General features: G+C 65.9%; 12 protein-coding genes. 5 read left to right on the top strand and 7 right to left on the bottom strand.

Annotated elements, in window-relative coordinates:
• Positions 1-38 precede the first annotated feature (38 nt).
• From AD89_RS0103145 to AD89_RS0103135, 3 genes are read right to left on the bottom strand one after another with little or no spacing between them, the layout of a single operon-like run.
• A complete protein-coding gene (locus tag AD89_RS0103145; RefSeq protein WP_081770317.1) occupies positions 39-1241 on the bottom strand; it encodes a 5-(carboxyamino)imidazole ribonucleotide synthase in 1203 nt (400 codons plus the stop codon).
• Between the two features lie 14 nt (positions 1242-1255).
• Positions 1256-2446, bottom strand: coding sequence for an alkaline phosphatase family protein (locus tag AD89_RS0103140; protein ID WP_051505008.1), 1191 nt, complete (start codon positions 2444-2446; stop codon positions 1256-1258).
• Positions 2446-3033, bottom strand: coding sequence for a DUF5998 family protein (locus AD89_RS0103135; RefSeq protein ID WP_025777149.1), 588 nt, complete (start codon positions 3031-3033; stop codon positions 2446-2448). The genes AD89_RS0103140 and AD89_RS0103135 overlap by 1 nt, the downstream gene beginning before the upstream one ends.
• A gap of 80 nt (positions 3034-3113) precedes the next feature.
• Between AD89_RS0103135 and AD89_RS0103130 the strand changes: the two genes are divergently transcribed.
• From AD89_RS0103130 to AD89_RS0103120, 3 genes are all read left to right on the top strand, one after another.
• Positions 3114-5786, top strand: coding sequence for a bifunctional acetate--CoA ligase family protein/GNAT family N-acetyltransferase (locus AD89_RS0103130; RefSeq protein WP_025777148.1), 2673 nt, complete (start codon positions 3114-3116; stop codon positions 5784-5786).
• A gap of 277 nt (positions 5787-6063) precedes the next feature.
• Positions 6064-6618, top strand: a complete 555-nt coding sequence (locus AD89_RS0103125; RefSeq protein ID WP_025777147.1) for a TetR/AcrR family transcriptional regulator — start codon at positions 6064-6066, stop codon at positions 6616-6618.
• A 147-nt stretch (positions 6619-6765) separates the two neighbouring features.
• Positions 6766-9510, top strand: coding sequence for a DNA gyrase/topoisomerase IV subunit A (locus tag AD89_RS0103120; RefSeq protein ID WP_025777146.1), 2745 nt, complete (start codon positions 6766-6768; stop codon positions 9508-9510).
• A 6-nt stretch (positions 9511-9516) separates the two neighbouring features.
• On the opposite strand, the gene AD89_RS0103115 is transcribed toward AD89_RS0103120, so the two are convergent.
• Both AD89_RS0103115 and AD89_RS0103110 read right to left on the bottom strand, forming a co-directional pair.
• Positions 9517-11073 carry an adenylate/guanylate cyclase domain-containing protein gene (locus AD89_RS0103115; protein WP_025777145.1) on the bottom strand — a complete coding sequence of 519 codons (1557 nt, stop codon included), beginning with the start codon at positions 11071-11073 and terminating at the stop codon, positions 9517-9519.
• The gene (locus AD89_RS0103110) at positions 11073-11945 is read right to left on the bottom strand and encodes a biotin--[acetyl-CoA-carboxylase] ligase (protein WP_025777144.1); all 873 of its coding nucleotides are present in this window, start codon (positions 11943-11945) and stop codon (positions 11073-11075) included. The genes AD89_RS0103115 and AD89_RS0103110 overlap by 1 nt, the downstream gene beginning before the upstream one ends.
• Positions 11946-12012: 67 nt before the next feature.
• Here AD89_RS0103110 and AD89_RS0103105 point away from each other — a divergent pair, with 67 nt between their 5' ends.
• Positions 12013-13593: an acyl-CoA carboxylase subunit beta gene (locus AD89_RS0103105; protein WP_025777143.1), complete on the top strand. Its 1581-nt coding sequence runs from the start codon at positions 12013-12015 to the stop codon at positions 13591-13593.
• Positions 13590-13964 carry a hypothetical protein gene (locus tag AD89_RS18030; protein WP_025777142.1) on the top strand — a complete coding sequence of 125 codons (375 nt, stop codon included), beginning with the start codon at positions 13590-13592 and terminating at the stop codon, positions 13962-13964. Before AD89_RS0103105 ends, AD89_RS18030 begins: the two co-directional genes overlap by 4 nt.
• A gap of 8 nt (positions 13965-13972) precedes the next feature.
• On the opposite strand, the gene AD89_RS19180 is transcribed toward AD89_RS18030, so the two are convergent.
• Both AD89_RS19180 and AD89_RS0103090 read right to left on the bottom strand, forming a co-directional pair.
• Positions 13973-14668, bottom strand: a complete 696-nt coding sequence (locus AD89_RS19180) for a TetR/AcrR family transcriptional regulator (protein WP_025777141.1) — start codon at positions 14666-14668, stop codon at positions 13973-13975.
• A 60-nt stretch (positions 14669-14728) separates the two neighbouring features.
• A complete protein-coding gene (locus AD89_RS0103090) occupies positions 14729-15526 on the bottom strand; it encodes a carbon-nitrogen hydrolase family protein (RefSeq protein ID WP_025777140.1) in 798 nt (265 codons plus the stop codon).
• Positions 15527-15566 lie beyond the last annotated feature (40 nt).

Genomic DNA, 15566 nt, shown 5'->3' with positions numbered 1-15566 from the left:
ATCCGTCGGTGCGGATGGGTGGCGGGTGATTCCGGAACTCAGCGTGTGCCGGATTCGCCCTCGGCCCGGAGGTCCTCCGGAGCGGGCATCTGCGGGTGCGGATCGACATCGACGCCGGCGATGAAGTTCGCGGCATGCCGCGCACGGGCGAGCACGAGCTGCCGATCCTCGCCGTAGGCATTGACGTGGCCGACCTTCCGCCCCGGCCGTACGCCCTTGCCGTAGAGGTGGACCTTCACAGCCGGATCGTGGGCCATGACGTGCAGGTACGGCTGATAGAGGTCGTCGTGATCGGCGCCGAGGATGTTGACCATCACGGACACGTCCTCCCGTGCCGCGGGGCTGCCGAGGGGAAGGTCGAGGACCGCGCGGAGGTGCTGCTCGAATTGGCTCGTCACCGCTCCGTCCTGGGTCCAGTGCCCCGTATTGTGCGGGCGCATCGCGAATTCGTTGATGAGGAAGCCCTCCTCGGTCTCGAACATCTCCATCGCCATGACGCCGGTGACCTCGAGGGTGCCGGCGACGGTGAGGATCGCTTCGGTGATGCCCCGCGCCTTCTCCCCGGACAGATCCGGCGCCGGGGCGATGGCCTCCTTGCACACGCCGTTCTGCTGCCAGGTCTCGACGACCGGCCACACGGCGGTCTGCCCCATCGGGGAGCGCCCGACCATGACGGCGAGCTCGCGGGTGAAGTCGACCTTCTCCTCGGCGAGCAGCTGAGGAACCTCGTTCAGCCATTCGACGGCCTCGTCGAGGTTGTCGATGACGCGCACGCCCTTGCCGTCATAGCCGCCGCGGGGTGTCTTGAGGATGAAGGGGTATCCGACGCGAGCTGCGAACGCCTCGACATCGGCGGCCGAGGTGACCTCCGCCCAGGCGGGGTTGGGCAGACCGAGTTCGTCCATCCTCCTGCGCATCCGGATCTTGTCCTGGGCGAAGATGAGGGCATCGGGCCCCGGGCGCACAGCGTGTCCGGCCTCGACGAGGGCCTGCAGGTGCTCCGGCGGGACGTGTTCGTGGTCGAAGGTGATGACGTCGACGGTCTCAGCGAAGGCCTTGAGCGTCGGATAGTCCGTGTAGTCACCGACGGTCACCTCACTGATGACCTGCGTGGCGGGGGCGTCGGCGGTCTCCGCGAGAACGGAGAAGCGGACGCCGAGGGCTTCTGCGGCGGGGGCGAGCATGCGTGCCAATTGACCGCCGCCAATGACACCGATTCGAGGAAAAGTCACGTGCGCCATCCTATCGTGGGGGTTCAGACGAAAAGGAGCGGGATCTGCAGTTCCTGCTCCGTGGTGGAGCCGTGGTGGCCGATGAGCGCCAGCGCCGAGGCGGATTCCACATCCGAATCGACCACGGCGAAGCCGTCGGTGCAGATGACGAGGAAGTCCCCGATCCGCGGTTGGACGTGCGGGGCGACGGGCCCGAAGTACCCGCGGGCGATCGCCGCGGACTTCGACAGAATGAGCCCGCGGTCGCCGATCGTCTCCTGCCAAGCCGAGAGCACGTCCGCCTCGGCGCCGTCAGCGGCGTAGAGGTGCAGTGCTCGCGGCTCTCCGCCGACGTGGCGCAGACCGGCCTTGAGCTCGGGAAGCTCGGCGAGGTCGAGACGACGTTCGTGGTCGACGTCGACCATTCCGTGGTCGGCGGTGATGAGCATGGTCGCGTCGTGCGGCAGGTCGGAGGCGAGTCGGGACAGAGCGAGATCGACGCGTTCGAGCTCTTCGGTCCAGGCAGCGGAGTCCGCACCGTGCACATGCCCGGTCTTGTCGAGGTTGCCCCAGTAGAGGTAGACGAGGCGGCGACCGGGAGCCTTCGCCTCGGCCAGGGCCTGGGCGCAGCGTTCTTCCAGGGTCTTCGAGTCCCGGAATCGGCCGCCGCGCAGCGATGCCCGGTTGAGCCCGCGCCCGGCGAACTTCTTCTCGCCGAGGCTGACCACATCGATCCCGGCATCCGTGAGGCGTTCGAAGAGCGTCGCATCGGGAACCCAGGCGACCGGGTCGACGTCGAGGTTCCACGTCAGCTGGTTGAACACCGCGTCCTTCTCCGGGTCGAGCACACGGTAGCCGACCACTCCGTGTGCACCGGGCAGGCGCCCCGTGGCCAGAGATGACAGGGAGTTCGCCGTCGTCGACGGGAACCCGGCAGACAGTGTCCGGCGAGTCCCGGCCTGTGACCGGAAGAAGGGAGTGTATCCGCTGTAGCGGCGCAGCTGCTGCTCGCCGAGACCGTCGATGAGCACGACGATCGTCGCCCGGGATTCCCGGTCGAGCCCGAGTGCACGGGCACGATCGGACATCGGCCCGTCGAGGGCCTCGGCCGCACCGAGTCCCAGCGCCGCAGCGGGGACGACATCGGAGAGCATCGGTCCGGCATAGTCCGGAGGCCCCAATGGCTCAGCATCGGATGGGGACGGCAGTCCGTGCCGCGTCGAGTCCTCGATCATCAGCGACGCGACCGCAGCCGGGCGTGGAAGACCGCGGCACGCAGCTTCCCGGCGAAGTCGGTCATGCGGTCGACGGCGGCCTGCCCCTCGGCTTCGGCCGAGACCCGGAGCATGACATCCTCGGCGAAGATCGATCCGCCGTATCCGTGATCGCCCACGCAGTTGGGATCTCCGCAGGTCTCGGGGAACGCCTCGAAGCGCTTCGACGCGCCCCAGGACATCGTCAGCGAGACCTCGACTGGCTTGTCACCGGGTTCGAAGGCGGCGGGATCGGCGAAGGTGCGGCCGACCATCACGGTGCCCAGGCGATCGAGTTCGATGTCCTCGCTGCTCGTGACCGCGCGCGGCTTGGAACCGGGTTCCGCGTTCGGATCGTCATCGACATGGGCCAACAGCAGTCGGGTCTCGGTGAGCACGAAGGCGGTCACATGCCGGTGGATGGATTCGATGTCGACATGGGTGTCGATGTGGACGAAGTGAGCCAGCACCGGTTCGTCGTAGAGAGAGTCGGCGAGTATGCCTTGAGTGAGCTGCGGGTAGTAGCCGGCCGACTGCAGATCGTGAACGAGAACCTCGGGTAATGCCATGCCCACCATTGTGCCCCACTCCCCTGACACATCCCAGCGAGGACCGCCATAACCGGGCGTCCGACGCATATGCTGGAACCATGGAAGACTATCCTGCCGGGTGGGAAGCCGATGTCGTCCTCCGTGACGGCGGCACCGCCCATCTGCGTCCGATCACCCCCGACGATGCCGCTGCCCTGGCCCGCATGCACGAGGCCCAGTCACCGGAATCCGTCTATCTGCGCTTCTTCGCTCCGCTGCCTCGGCTGCCGCAGCGCGATCTCGATCGCTTCGTCAACGTCGACCACCGCGACCGGGTGGCTCTGATCATGCTCATCGGCGATGACATCATCGGCGTCGGTCGCTTCGACCGGATCAGCGACACCGACGCCGAGGTGGCGTTCAACATCGCTGATGCCCACCAGGGCCGCGGGATCGGTTCGATCCTGCTGGAGCACTTGGCCGCGGCCGCGCGCGAATCCGGGATCCAGCGCTTCACCGCCGAGGTGCTGCCCCAGAACCGTTCGATGCTGCAGGTCTTCCAGGCCGCCGGCTACGAAGTCTCCCGCGGATTCGACGACGGCGTCGTAGCCGTGAACTTCGATATCGATCCCACGGCACGGTCCATCGAAGTGCAGGCGTCTCGGGAGCACAGGGCCGAGGCCCTGAGCGTGCGCACGGTCCTCCACCCCACCTCGGTGGCGGTGATCGGCGCCAGCCGCAAACGCAACTCCACCGGCCATCTGCTCATCCGCAACATCACGGCCGCGAAGTTCACCGGCGACCTGTGGGTCGTCCACCCCGAAGCCGATCAGATCGCCGGAGTCCAGGCGTATCCGAGCCTCGACGCGCTGCCGGGCAAGGCCGACCTCGCGGTCATCGCCGTTCCGGCCGAATCCGTCACCGAGGTGGTCAAGGACTGCGCCGTGCACGGGGTCAAAGCCGTGCTCGTCATCTCCTCCGGATTCGCCGAGACCGGTCCCGAAGGAGCCGAGCTCCAGCGCCGCATGGTCGCAACTTCCCGCGCCTACGGAATGCGTGTGGTCGGGCCGAACTCCTTCGGGCTGGTCAACGAGGCCGTCGACATCTCGCTCAACGCCTCCCTGGCCCCGTTCCTCCCGGCGTCCGGTACGCTCGGCCTCTTCAGCCAGTCCGGGGCGCTGGGCACCGCCCTGCTCGCGGCAGCGAAGACTCGCGGCTTGGGCATCTCCACCTTCGTCTCCGCAGGCAACCGCGCCGACCTCTCAGGCAACGACCTCCTCCAGTACTGGGAGGAGGATCCAGCCACGCAGACCGTCGGTCTCTATCTCGAATCCATCGGCAATCCGCGCAAGTTCTCGCGCATCGCCCGTCGAGTCTCCCGCGTCAAACCCGTCGTCGTCATCAAGTCCGACCTCACGGGGCGGGAGCTGCCGCCCGGGCATATCGTGCGCACCTCGTCCCTGGCGCCGAACACCCTCGACCAGGTGCTCGAGCAGGCGGGAGTGATCCGCGCGGATACGATCCACCAGCTCTTCGACCTCACCCAGGTGTTCTCGACTCAGGAGCTGCCGCCGGGCCGACGGGTGGGGGTCATCGGTAACTCTGCGGCTATGAGCACCCTGATCATGCAGCGCGCCCGTTCTGAGGGTCTGCGCGTCGACACCGAGCCCGTGTCCCTGCACCCCGAGGTCGATGCGGAGACCTTCCGGACCGAACTCGATGCGATGTATGCCCGCGACGACGTCGACTCGGTCATCGTCACCTTCACCCCGTCGGCGGGAGCCGAGGAGTCGGAGATCGCCGCGCTGCTGTCCGAGGCCGCCGCACAGTCGGAGAAGACCACTGTGGCCTGCTTCCTCGGCATTCAAGGTGTCCGCGACGAACTGACCAGCTACCTCAAGGACCAGGACGGCAACCGCGTCTCCCGCACGGTGCCCAGCTACATCGGCCCGGAGGATGCCGTGTGGGCGCTGGCCAGGGCGACAGACTACTCGCGTTGGCGCGCCGCCGACCACGGTCGGTACGTCGAACTCGACGACATCGACGACAAAGCGGTGCGTTCGATCATCGATTCGGCTCTCGACGGGGCGCCGCTGGGCACACCGGTTCGCCTCGAACGCGATGCTACGAGAGAGCTGCTCCGCGCCTACGGGATCGAGGTCCTGCCTTATATCACTGCTGCCTCGGTCGACGAGGGGCTCGCCGCCGCCGAGAAGATCGGCTATCCCGTGGCGCTGAAGGCGGTGACGAACGTGCTCCGGCACCGCATGGAGCTCGGCGGGGTGCGCCTGAACATCGATTCGCCCGAAGAACTGGCCGAGGACTTCGCTGCCGTGCAGCGGATCATCACCCAGGTGATCGGCGACGACGAACCCCTCGTCGACGTTCAGGCCATGGCCCCCCACGGTGTCCCGTGTGTCATCCGCGCCGGCGAGGACCCCCTCCTCGGACCGCTGCTGTCCTTCTCTCTGGCCGGGGACACGACCGAGCTGCTCGGCGACGTCTCGCACCGGGTCGCGCCGCTGACGGATCGGGAGGCCGACGACATGATCCGCACGGTCAAAGCCTCCCCGCGCCTGTTCGGCTACCGTGGTCTTCCGCCGATGAACATCGACCCGCTCATCGACGTCCTCGAAAGGCTCTCGGTGCTCGTCGAACGTCATCCGCAGATCCTCGAACTCGTCATCCATCCGATGATCGCTACGGAGACCGAGGGGCATGTGCTCAGCGCCCGTGTCGATCTGCTGCCCGACCCCACCCGCATCGACGGCACCCGCCGACTGCTGAGCTGAGACGGGTCGGAGCAGACACCCGCCCAGCTGAAAGGAGAATCCACGCCCGCCGCAGGCTGTCTTCGAATTTCACCGTCAGAGCGCTGTATTGGCGCGTCTTATACCAATTCGCAGACTTGACGGGTAGTGTCTGTATCCGTTCACCACGAAATGTTATGAATTCGTGTTTTAATGAGTGGCCGCTCCAGTGGCCACTGTCTGTGGCCAGTCACTGGCCATCCACCGTCCCAGGCGTCCGCGGTCAGCGGGTGTCCCACGAGAGCGAGGCCTCACAGTCATGATTTCGCGCAGAGACGTCGTCACCGACTCCGCGATCGCCGTAGTCGCCGAACAAGGAGTCCGCGGACTCACACACAGGGCGGTCGACGCCCTGGCCGAACTGCCGGTGGGGTCGACTTCGAATGTCTACCGCACCCGCGATGCCCTGATCACCGGAATCATGGAGCGCATCGGAGAACTCAACTCCCAGCAGCTCGAACGCCTGCCGGAACTCGTGGCTGCCCCGGGCGCCGATGCCATCGAAGTCGCCATCGACTTCTGCATGAACTGGCTGACCACCGACCGCAACCGGTTCTACACGATGACGATGCTCAGCCTGGATCCGGCGCTGCCGCCCGAGGCAGTCGTCGCCAAGGAGAAGAACCTCCGCGCGATCAAGGAGTTCATCATGCGGTTCGCCGGCATCGACGCCGAATACGCCCAGCGGGTCAACAGCTCGGTCGCGGGCATGATGGTCAGCGAACTCGTCGCCGGCACCGCGGATCGTTCGCATGTCGAGGCGTACCTCAAGGAGTTCTTCCAGTGGCTGCGCGGCAGCCGCGACAGTGCCTGAGCTCCGACACGGACCCTCCGGGATCGCTCGATTGAGCGGGAGTTCGCAAATCGAACGCTAGAATCGACGGGTGCCCTCCCCCGCTGAGGTCCGGCTTCGGCGCGGGCGGGTGTTCGAATCGAACAGTTCGTGCGTCAAAGGAGTTCCATGCCCGAAGGCAGAGTCATCGAAGTCGACGTCTCCTCAGAGATGGAGAGCTCGTACCTCGAGTATGCGTATTCGGTCATCTACTCCCGTGCTCTGCCCGATGCCCGAGACGGTCTCAAACCCGTCCAGCGTCGAATCGTCTACCAGATGGGCGATATGGGGCTGCGGCCGGACCGCGGACATGTGAAGTCCTCCCGCATCGTCGGCGATGTCATGGGCAAGCTCCACCCGCACGGCGATTCGGCGATCTACGACGCTCTGGTGCGACTGAGCCAGGACTTCATCATGCGTGTGCCGCTCGTCGACGGCCACGGCAACTTCGGTTCCCTCGACGACGGTCCCGCTGCCCCGCGCTATACGGAGGCCCGGCTGACGACGGCGTCGATGCACATGATCGCCGGACTCGACGAAGATGTCGTCGACTTCGTGCCGAACTACGACAACACGCTGACCCAGCCGGAGGTTCTGCCCAGCGCCTTCCCGAACCTGCTCATCAACGGCGCCTCGGGCATCGCTGTGGGCATGGCCACGAACATGGCCCCGCACAACCCCGGGGAAGTCATCGCCGCCTGCGCCCACCTCATCCGCAATCCCGACGCCGGGCTCTCGGAGCTCATGCGCTTCATCCCCGGCCCGGACCTGCCCACCGGCGGACGGATCATCGGTCTCGACGGAGTGCGCGAGGCCTATGAGACCGGGCGCGGCACGTTCCGCACCCGCGCCACCGTCTCCATCGAGAACATCAGTGCCCGCCGCAAGGGCATCGTCGTCACCGAACTGCCCTATCTCGTGGGACCGGAGAAGGTCGTGTCGAAGGTCAAGGACGCGGTCGGGGCGAAGAAGCTGACCGGAATCGCCTCGATCGACGACTATTCGGACCGCAAGAACGGACTGCGGCTGGTCATCGGCATCAAGAACGGCTTCAACCCCGAGGCGGTGCTCGCCGAGCTCTACCGGCAGACTCCGCTCGAGGAGTCCTTCGGCATCAACAACGTCTGCCTCGTCGAGGGTCAGCCCTCGACCCTGGGACTGCGCGATCTGCTCATGGTCTACCTCTCCCACCGCATCGACGTGGTGCGCAGGCGCACGGTCTTCCAGCTGCGCAAGGCCAAGGATCGACTACACCTCGTCGAGGGTCTGCTCATTGCGATCCTCGACATCGATGAGGTCATCCAGCTCATCCGCTCCTCGGATGATGCGGCCACGGCGCGCACCCGCCTCATGGACGTCTTCGAGCTCTCCGAGCTGCAGGCGACGTACATCCTCGATCTGCAGCTGCGTCGACTCACGAAGTTCTCCCGTCTCGAACTCGAGGCCGAACGTGACGAGCTGAAGAAGAGAATCGACTACCTCGAATCGCTGCTGGCCGATGAGGCGAAGCTGCGTGAGCTCGTCGCCGCCGAGCTCGAGTCCACCGCCGAGATCATCGGCTCGCCTCGCCGCACCGTCCTCATCGAGGGGTCGATGAAGGAGCTGACGGCCAAGGGCAAGAAGGCTCCGACGAACCTCAAGATCGCCGATTCCCCCTGCCGGGTGCTGCTGTCGACCTCCGGACGCATTGCGCGGACCTCGGATGCCGTTCCGCTGGCACGCGAGGGTCGACGCTCCAGCCATGATGCGCTGGTCTCCGAGATCGTCACCACCACCCAGGGCAAGGTCGGTGCCATCACCACCACCGGTCGTCTGCACATGGTCGATGTCGTCGATCTGCCGGCCCTGCCGCCGGCCGCGGCACGACCCAATGTCGCTGGCGGAGTGAAGATCGCCGAGTACGCGGCGCTGGAGAAGAACGAGAAGATCATCGGCCTGATCGACCTCGACCGCGAATTCGTGCTCGGCACCGCCGAGGGCGTCGTCAAGAGGGTGTCGGTGGCCGGTCGGCCGAACAAGAACGAGTGGGAGACCATCACGCTCAAGGGCAAGGACTCGGTCGTCGGAGTCGCTCAGCCCGAGGACATCGACGATTCCCTCTCCGTGTTCGTGACCTCGAATGCTCAGCTGCTCGCCTTCGATGCCTCCGGCCTGCGTGCGCAGGGCTGGAACGCCTCCGGTGTGGCCGGGATCAAGGTGGCCGCCGAGGCGAAGGTGATCTTCTTCGGAATGACCCCGAAGGCGGCGAAGTCCGACGAGGACGGTGCCGCGGATGCCGAACTCGGCAGTTTCGCCGTCGTCACGATCGCCATCGGTGAGAATTTCTACGGCGCGCCGTCGTCCTCGATCAAGGTCACCGAATTCTCAGAGTTCCCGACCAAGGGCCGAGCCACCTCCGGGGTGCGTGCCCACAAGTTCCTCAAGGGCGAGACCGAGCTGTCGCTGGCCTGGGTCGGCGACTCTCCCCAAGCCGCGGCCACCGCCGGCGGTGCACGCAAGCTTCCGGCAGAATTGTCTCGTCGCGACGGAACGGGATCGCCGCTGGAGTCGAAGATCGATGTCATCGGCACCCTGCCCCGCCTCGGCGGCGCAGAAGCCCACGACCATTCTCCGAACGCCGACGATGACGCCTCCGCCGAGGCGACCGCAGAGGCCGCTTCCGGAACCGGCCACAAGGCGGCGACGTCAGGCGGAAAGCGATCGACCGGCAAGGGTCAGCGTGGTCAGCAGGGACTGGCCACGAGCCTCGATGAACTCGACCTCGACCTCGATGAGGCCAAGGATGAGATCGCCCGGTCGAAGTTCGACACCGAAGGCGCCGTGATCGTCTCCCATGACGAGGACGACGGAGACGACGACTCCGCCCTGTTCTGAGTTCTCTCAGCTCTCGGGTTCGTCGTCGAGGTCGAGGCGCATCTGAGCTGCGGTGCCGCGCTTCATCTCACCGATGGCGGTCTCACCGAGTCCGTGCAGCGAAATCGAATCCCGCGGTTCGAAGACGTAGTCATCCGAGGCCGAGAGCACCCGTGCGGTCTCCTCGTCGGTGAAGATCGTCCCGGGATCGGCCACGGCCGTCAGACGCGCGGCGAGGTTGACGCTGGATCCGAAGATATCGCCGAGGCGGGAGAGCACCCTGCCCCAGACGAAGCCGACGCGGGCCTGCGGCAGATCCTCGGCGGCGGTGACACGTTCCATCAGCGTCATGGCGATCTCGGCGCCGGCCAGCGGGGTCGACGCGGCGAAGAACACTTCATCGCCGACGGTCTTGATGACCCGTCCGCCGCCGGTGGCGACGATGTTGTAGGCCATGCCCTGGAACTCCTGGACCATGTCCGCCAACTGGCGCGGCTCCATCTTCTGCGACAGACGGGTGAAGGAGACGAGGTCGATGAACCCGACGGCGCGAGCCAACGGCATCGACGAGTCATACCAGCCCTGTCTGTTGTCCATGGCCAGTCCGTCGGAGACATTGACGTTGAGACGGCCCATGACGTCGGCGAGATTGCGCCGCCAGGAGTAGGTGAGCATCTTCTGCAGCGGGTCGATCATCTCCTCGACGACCGCCAGGGCGTCCCGTCTCGCTTCCGGGTCGGTCAGCCCCTTCTCCTCGGTGAGGAACTCGACGAGGGTCTCCATCTGCCAGACGACGAGGCGGTCCGTCGTCTGTCCGATGGCCCGGGCCAGGGACAGTGCGGTGGTCTGGTCGATGAGACCGTCGGCGACGGGTTTGGCCCAGATCCGCAGGGCATGCGCATCGCTGACGGTGTAGGCCTTGTCCGTCGGCTTCGCCTGGGACATGCCGAGTGCCCGCCACATCTTCCGGGCCGAGACCGTGGAGATCCCACCGAGTTTCGCGGCCTCCCGTCGGTCGAGCACGCGCTTGCCGTCGAGCAGGATCTCTTCGAGCCGTTCGGCCGCGGTCCTGGTCTCATAGATCGTGTCGTCGAAATCGGGACCGTCATCATCGACCGCATCGTCGGGGTCGTCGATGATCGGCAGCGCTGTGGTGCGCGGATCCTCACGCAGTCCGCTGAAGAAATCCTCATCGACGTCGACGCCGGGTTCCGCGTCGGCGGAACCCGTGTCGGCGGGAGCCGCATCGGCGGACGCCGGGTCCGGATCGGCCGTGACCTCGTCGGCGAGCTCAGCCCCGACCTCACCCGCCTGCGGAGCGGAGCCTGTCAGACCGCCGACAGGTTCGTCGTCGGCGACGTCGTCCAACAGGGCATCCGCGCTCGACTCGTCGTTTTCGCCGGTGAGGGCATCCGCGGATCGGTCGTCCGCCTCGGTGCGGGCTGGGGATTCGCGCTCCGGCTGTGCCGCATCGTCAGACAGCTGGCCGTCCGTGGAGGCGCCTTCGCCGTCGGCGACCTCAGCGCTGCCCAGCTGGTCGGGTTCGACGATGTCGAAACCGGCGGTGAAGTCCGAAACCGCCATCAGCGATCGCTCCTTCCCCGAGCTGTCGGGGACGCTGCGGGACGCAGATGATGGACGTCTCCGGCGCTTAAGCACACACGATCGTCGATGATGAGGTCGGCACCGGAGTCCAGCCCCGTGGCGATGCCGATGATGTCGGAGCCGTCGGGCTTCTCCACGCGGACCTTCGAACCGAGCGTCACCATATGATCACGCACTCTCCGCGCTGTGCGGCTGTCGCGGAAATCCTCATCTCCAAAGTCGATCAGCTCTCTGTAGCAGGGGATCAATGTGCTCAGAATTGAGACTAGCAACGCTTCATGATCAATTTCTGAACCGTCGACTCCGGTTTCGATCGCCAGAGAGCTCGCGTCCTCCCGCGGCAGATCCGCCGGCTCCGAACGGGTATTCAGCCCCATCCCCAACACGATCTGCGGTCCGCCGGCCAGGGGTTCGACGCGTGCGAGGATCCCGCACAGCTTTCTGCCCTCGGCGGTGAGCACGTCGTTGGGCCATTTGATCGCGGCGGGCACCCCCGCCTCGGTGACGGCGGAGTGCACGGCCTCACCGGCGATGAGCGGGATCCATCCCCACTGGGAGAAATCGGCCGGTGGAGTGAGGAGTATCGACCAGGTCAGGGACCGGCGGGCGGGCACCGTCCAGGTCCGGCCCAGACGGCCGTGTCCGGCGTTCTGAAAATCTGTGCCGCGGATGGTGAACTCGGCCACGGGTGAACCGGCCTCGGCTCCTTCTCGGACCACTCGCGCAAGTTCGTCATTCGTCGAAGCGCAGGTATCGTCCCAGATCAGCGGCGGGAGCGAGAGACCACGATCCGCAGCGGTGCGGCGCACTGAGTCGACGTCGACGAGAAGAGAAGTGTGTTGGCTGTTCACCAGTCCACTCTAGATTCTTTTGGTGAGAGTGCACAATGAAGTCTCACGTCATCGTTATTGTGGAGACATGACGGATACTCCACGGACCACAGCCGAGCGCATCGACGCTTTCACCCAGCGCAGGGAAGCCGCCCACACGGGCAATCAGCGCTCGGTGGACAATCAGCACGAGCGCGGCAAGCAGACCGCCCGTGAACGCATTGCGGATCTCCTCGATGCCGACTCCTTCCAGGAGATCGACGAATTCGCCCGCCACCACAATCACCAGTTCGGGATGCAGGACAACCGCCCCGACGGTGACGGAGTCGTCTGCGGCCTGGGCACGATCGAAGGCAAGACAGTTGCCGTCTTCGCGCACGACTTCACGGTCCTCGGCGGGTCGCTGGCCGAGGCGAACGGACGCAAGATCGTCAAGGTCCAAAAGCTCGCACTCAAGCTCGGCTGCCCGATCATCGGCATCAACGACTCCGGCGGTGCCCGGATCCAGGAGGGCGTGGGATCGATTGCGCTCTTTGCCGAGATTTTCCGCCTCAACGTCGCCTCGTCCGGCGTGATCCCGCAGATCTCACTGATCATGGGCCCCTCGGCCGGAGGCGCCGTGTACTCCCCCGCGCTGACCGACGTCACGATCATGGTCGATCAGATCAGCCACATGTACATCACCGGTCCCGACGTCATCAAGACCGTCACCGGCGAATCGGTCGGTCATGAGGAGCTCGGCGGCGGACGGACGAACAACACCGTGTCCGGAAACGCCCATTACCTGGCCTCCGATGAGGACGATGCGCTCAACTATGTGCGCGATCTGCTCTCGTTCCTGCCGCAGAACAACCTCGACCCGGCCGATGCCGACGAGTTCGAGTCCGATCTGTCGGTGACTCCCGAGGATGAGGCCCTGGATACGCTCATGCCGGATTCGCCTTCGCAGCCCTACGACATCCTCGACGTCGTCACCACGATCCTCGACGATGGTGAATTCCTGCAGGTCTCTGAACTCTTCGCTCCGAACATCGTCACAGGCTTCGGCCGCGTCGAAGGTGTGAGCGTCGGCGTCATCGCCAACCAGCCCATGCAGCTGGCAGGCACCCTCGACATCGACGCCTCGGAGAAGGCCGCACGCTTCGTGCGCCTCTGCGATGCCTTCAACCTGCCGATCCTCACCTTCGTCGATGTGCCCGGGTTCCTGCCGGGCACCGACCAGGAGTACGGCGGCATCATCCGCCGCGGCGCCAAGCTCATCTACGCCTACGGCGAGGCCACCGTTCCGCTCGTCACCCTCATCACCCGCAAGGCCTACGGCGGCGCGTACTGCGTGATGGGGTCGAAGCAGCTCGGTGCCGATATCAATCTCGCCTGGCCGAGCGCGCAGATCGCGGTCATGGGTGCCCAGGGTGCTGCGAACATCGTCTATCGCCGCAAGCTCAAGGCCGTCGAAGAGGCCGGAGAGGACGTCGAAGCGGCACGCGCCGAACTCATCCAGGACTACGAGGATGCGCTGCTCAACCCGTACCTGGCCGCCGAGGAAGGCTACATCGACGCCGTCATCAAGCCGAGCGAGACCCGCAGCCGAATCGTGCGTTCCCTGCGTGCGCTGAAGAACAAGCACGTCGACGCTCCCGCGCGCAAGCACGGTAACATCCCCCTATGAGCGATGATCTGCAGACCGACGCCGAGGCGCTCCTGCCCGGCGAAGTCGATGCCGGGGTGACCGTCCCCGGTGAGGGTACCGCCACCGAGGTAGCCCCGACCTTGGACGAGACGCTGCGGGTGCCCTCGGTGGAGGGGCGGTCACAGGTGCACGCCGACGACGGCGAACCGATCAGTGACGAGATGGCCAGTGCCGCCGCTGTGGCCGCGGTGGTGGCGATCCGTCAGGTAGCGATCGCCTACGCAGCCCAGCAGGCCAGCGCGGAGGCCGAGTCCGAAACCCGCAAGGGCGATCGGGCCGGCTTCCGGGCTCCGCGTCGCAATGTGCGCAAGCGCCTCCCCCAGACCTGGGACCAGCACCTGGGTCGGTGACCTGAGTTCTAGTCGGTCTCTTCGCGGAAGAGTGCGCGCAGTTCGTCGAACAGCGTGTCGACCACGGGTCCCGGATCGCCGTCGACGCTCCGCATCCGGGTGAACGTCGTCTTGAGCACCATCATCGACAAGGCGGCGACAGCCTCGGCGCGCGGAGAGACGACGATGTCATCGTCGGGATTGTTACCGGAATGAGTCCCCATGACATCCACCGGCGGCAAGACGGCCCCGTCGAGCCGTCGTTGGATGATCTGCCGGAAGAGCCGTTCGCTGTTGCCCATTCGCGCCATCTGCAGCGGAATCAGCGACGGATCCTGTTTGAGCATGAGGTGGTACTGGTGCATATCGTCGAGCTTCTTCATCCGTGTATCGACGATGAATGCGAGCAGATGCTTGAGGTCGGAGACGAGGCGCCCATGGGGTCCTCCGGCTTCGAATTCCTCGATAGCCGGTTGGTCCTCTTCGTCGAAGACGGTGTCCACGCGCCCGAGCAGCGCCTCTTCCTTCGATGAGTAGTAGTTGAAGAACGTCCTCCGGGAGACTCCGCAGCGCTCACAGATGTCTTCGACGGTGACGTTGGCGTAGCCCTTCTCCAGTGCGAGGTCGATGGCGGCACGTCGCAGGGCCTGCCCGCGCTCGCGCTTCTTGCGCTCACGCAGACCCTCGACCGGCGGTGACGCTTGGACCTCTGAACCAGAACTCATGGGAACAGTATTGCAGTCAGTGTATTTTTACCGGAAATGGGCGGCAGACCCGAACCGAGGTCAGTACCCGAGTTTGGCGTTCGTGAGCACCGGAACCGTCTCCGCCGCGGTGTCGGCTGCACCGAGGTCGACCTCGACGATCTCGAGGCGTTCGGCACCGTCGAGTGAGTTCAGCACCTTGCCGAGCGGGTCGGAGACCAGGCTGTGGCCGACCCCGGTCGGTCCCTTCTTCGGGACGGGAACCCCGGTCACCTCGGGGTCGGCTTGGCCGAGCGCGGCGATGAACATGTTCGAGTCCAGCGCCCGGGCGCGGGCCAGGATCTCCCACTGTTCGGCCTTGCGCGGTCCCGCACCCCACGAGGCGGCGACGACGGTCAGGCGTGCGCCGCGACGGCTGAGTTCGGCGAAGAGCTTCGGGAAGCGGATGTCGTAGCACAGCGCCAGGCCGATGTCCTCGCCGTCGACGGTGAAGAGCACCGGCTCCTCCCCCGCCGCGACGGTGTCGGATTCCTTGAAGCCGAAGGCATCGTAGAGGTGGATCTTCGCATAGTCGCTGCGCCGGCCGTCAGGGGAATAGACGGCGAGCAGGTTGATGACCTTGTCTTCCGTGGCCGCGAATTCGCCGACGACGACGGTGATCCCGGTCTCGACGGCGAGCTCACTCAGCGCCTGTCTCCACGACTCGGTGTGCTCCTCGGCGATGGCGCGCAGTCCGGATCCGAAGGCCGACATCGTCGCTTCTGGGAAGACGACGAACCGGGCTCCCGTCGCAGCCGCCTGACGGGCATGGGAACGGACCTTCTCGAGGTTGTCGGCCACCTCGGTGGTGGTGTTGATCTGAGCGAGCGCGAACTTCATCCTCATCCTCCCGGGGCGGCAGACTTTGGGGACTCAAGCC

Source organism: Brevibacterium sp. VCM10 (assembly GCF_000583215.1).
Classification (GTDB): Bacteria; Actinomycetota; Actinomycetes; order Actinomycetales; family Brevibacteriaceae; genus Brevibacterium; species Brevibacterium linens.
This window is presented reverse-complemented; position numbering and strand designations above follow the sequence as displayed.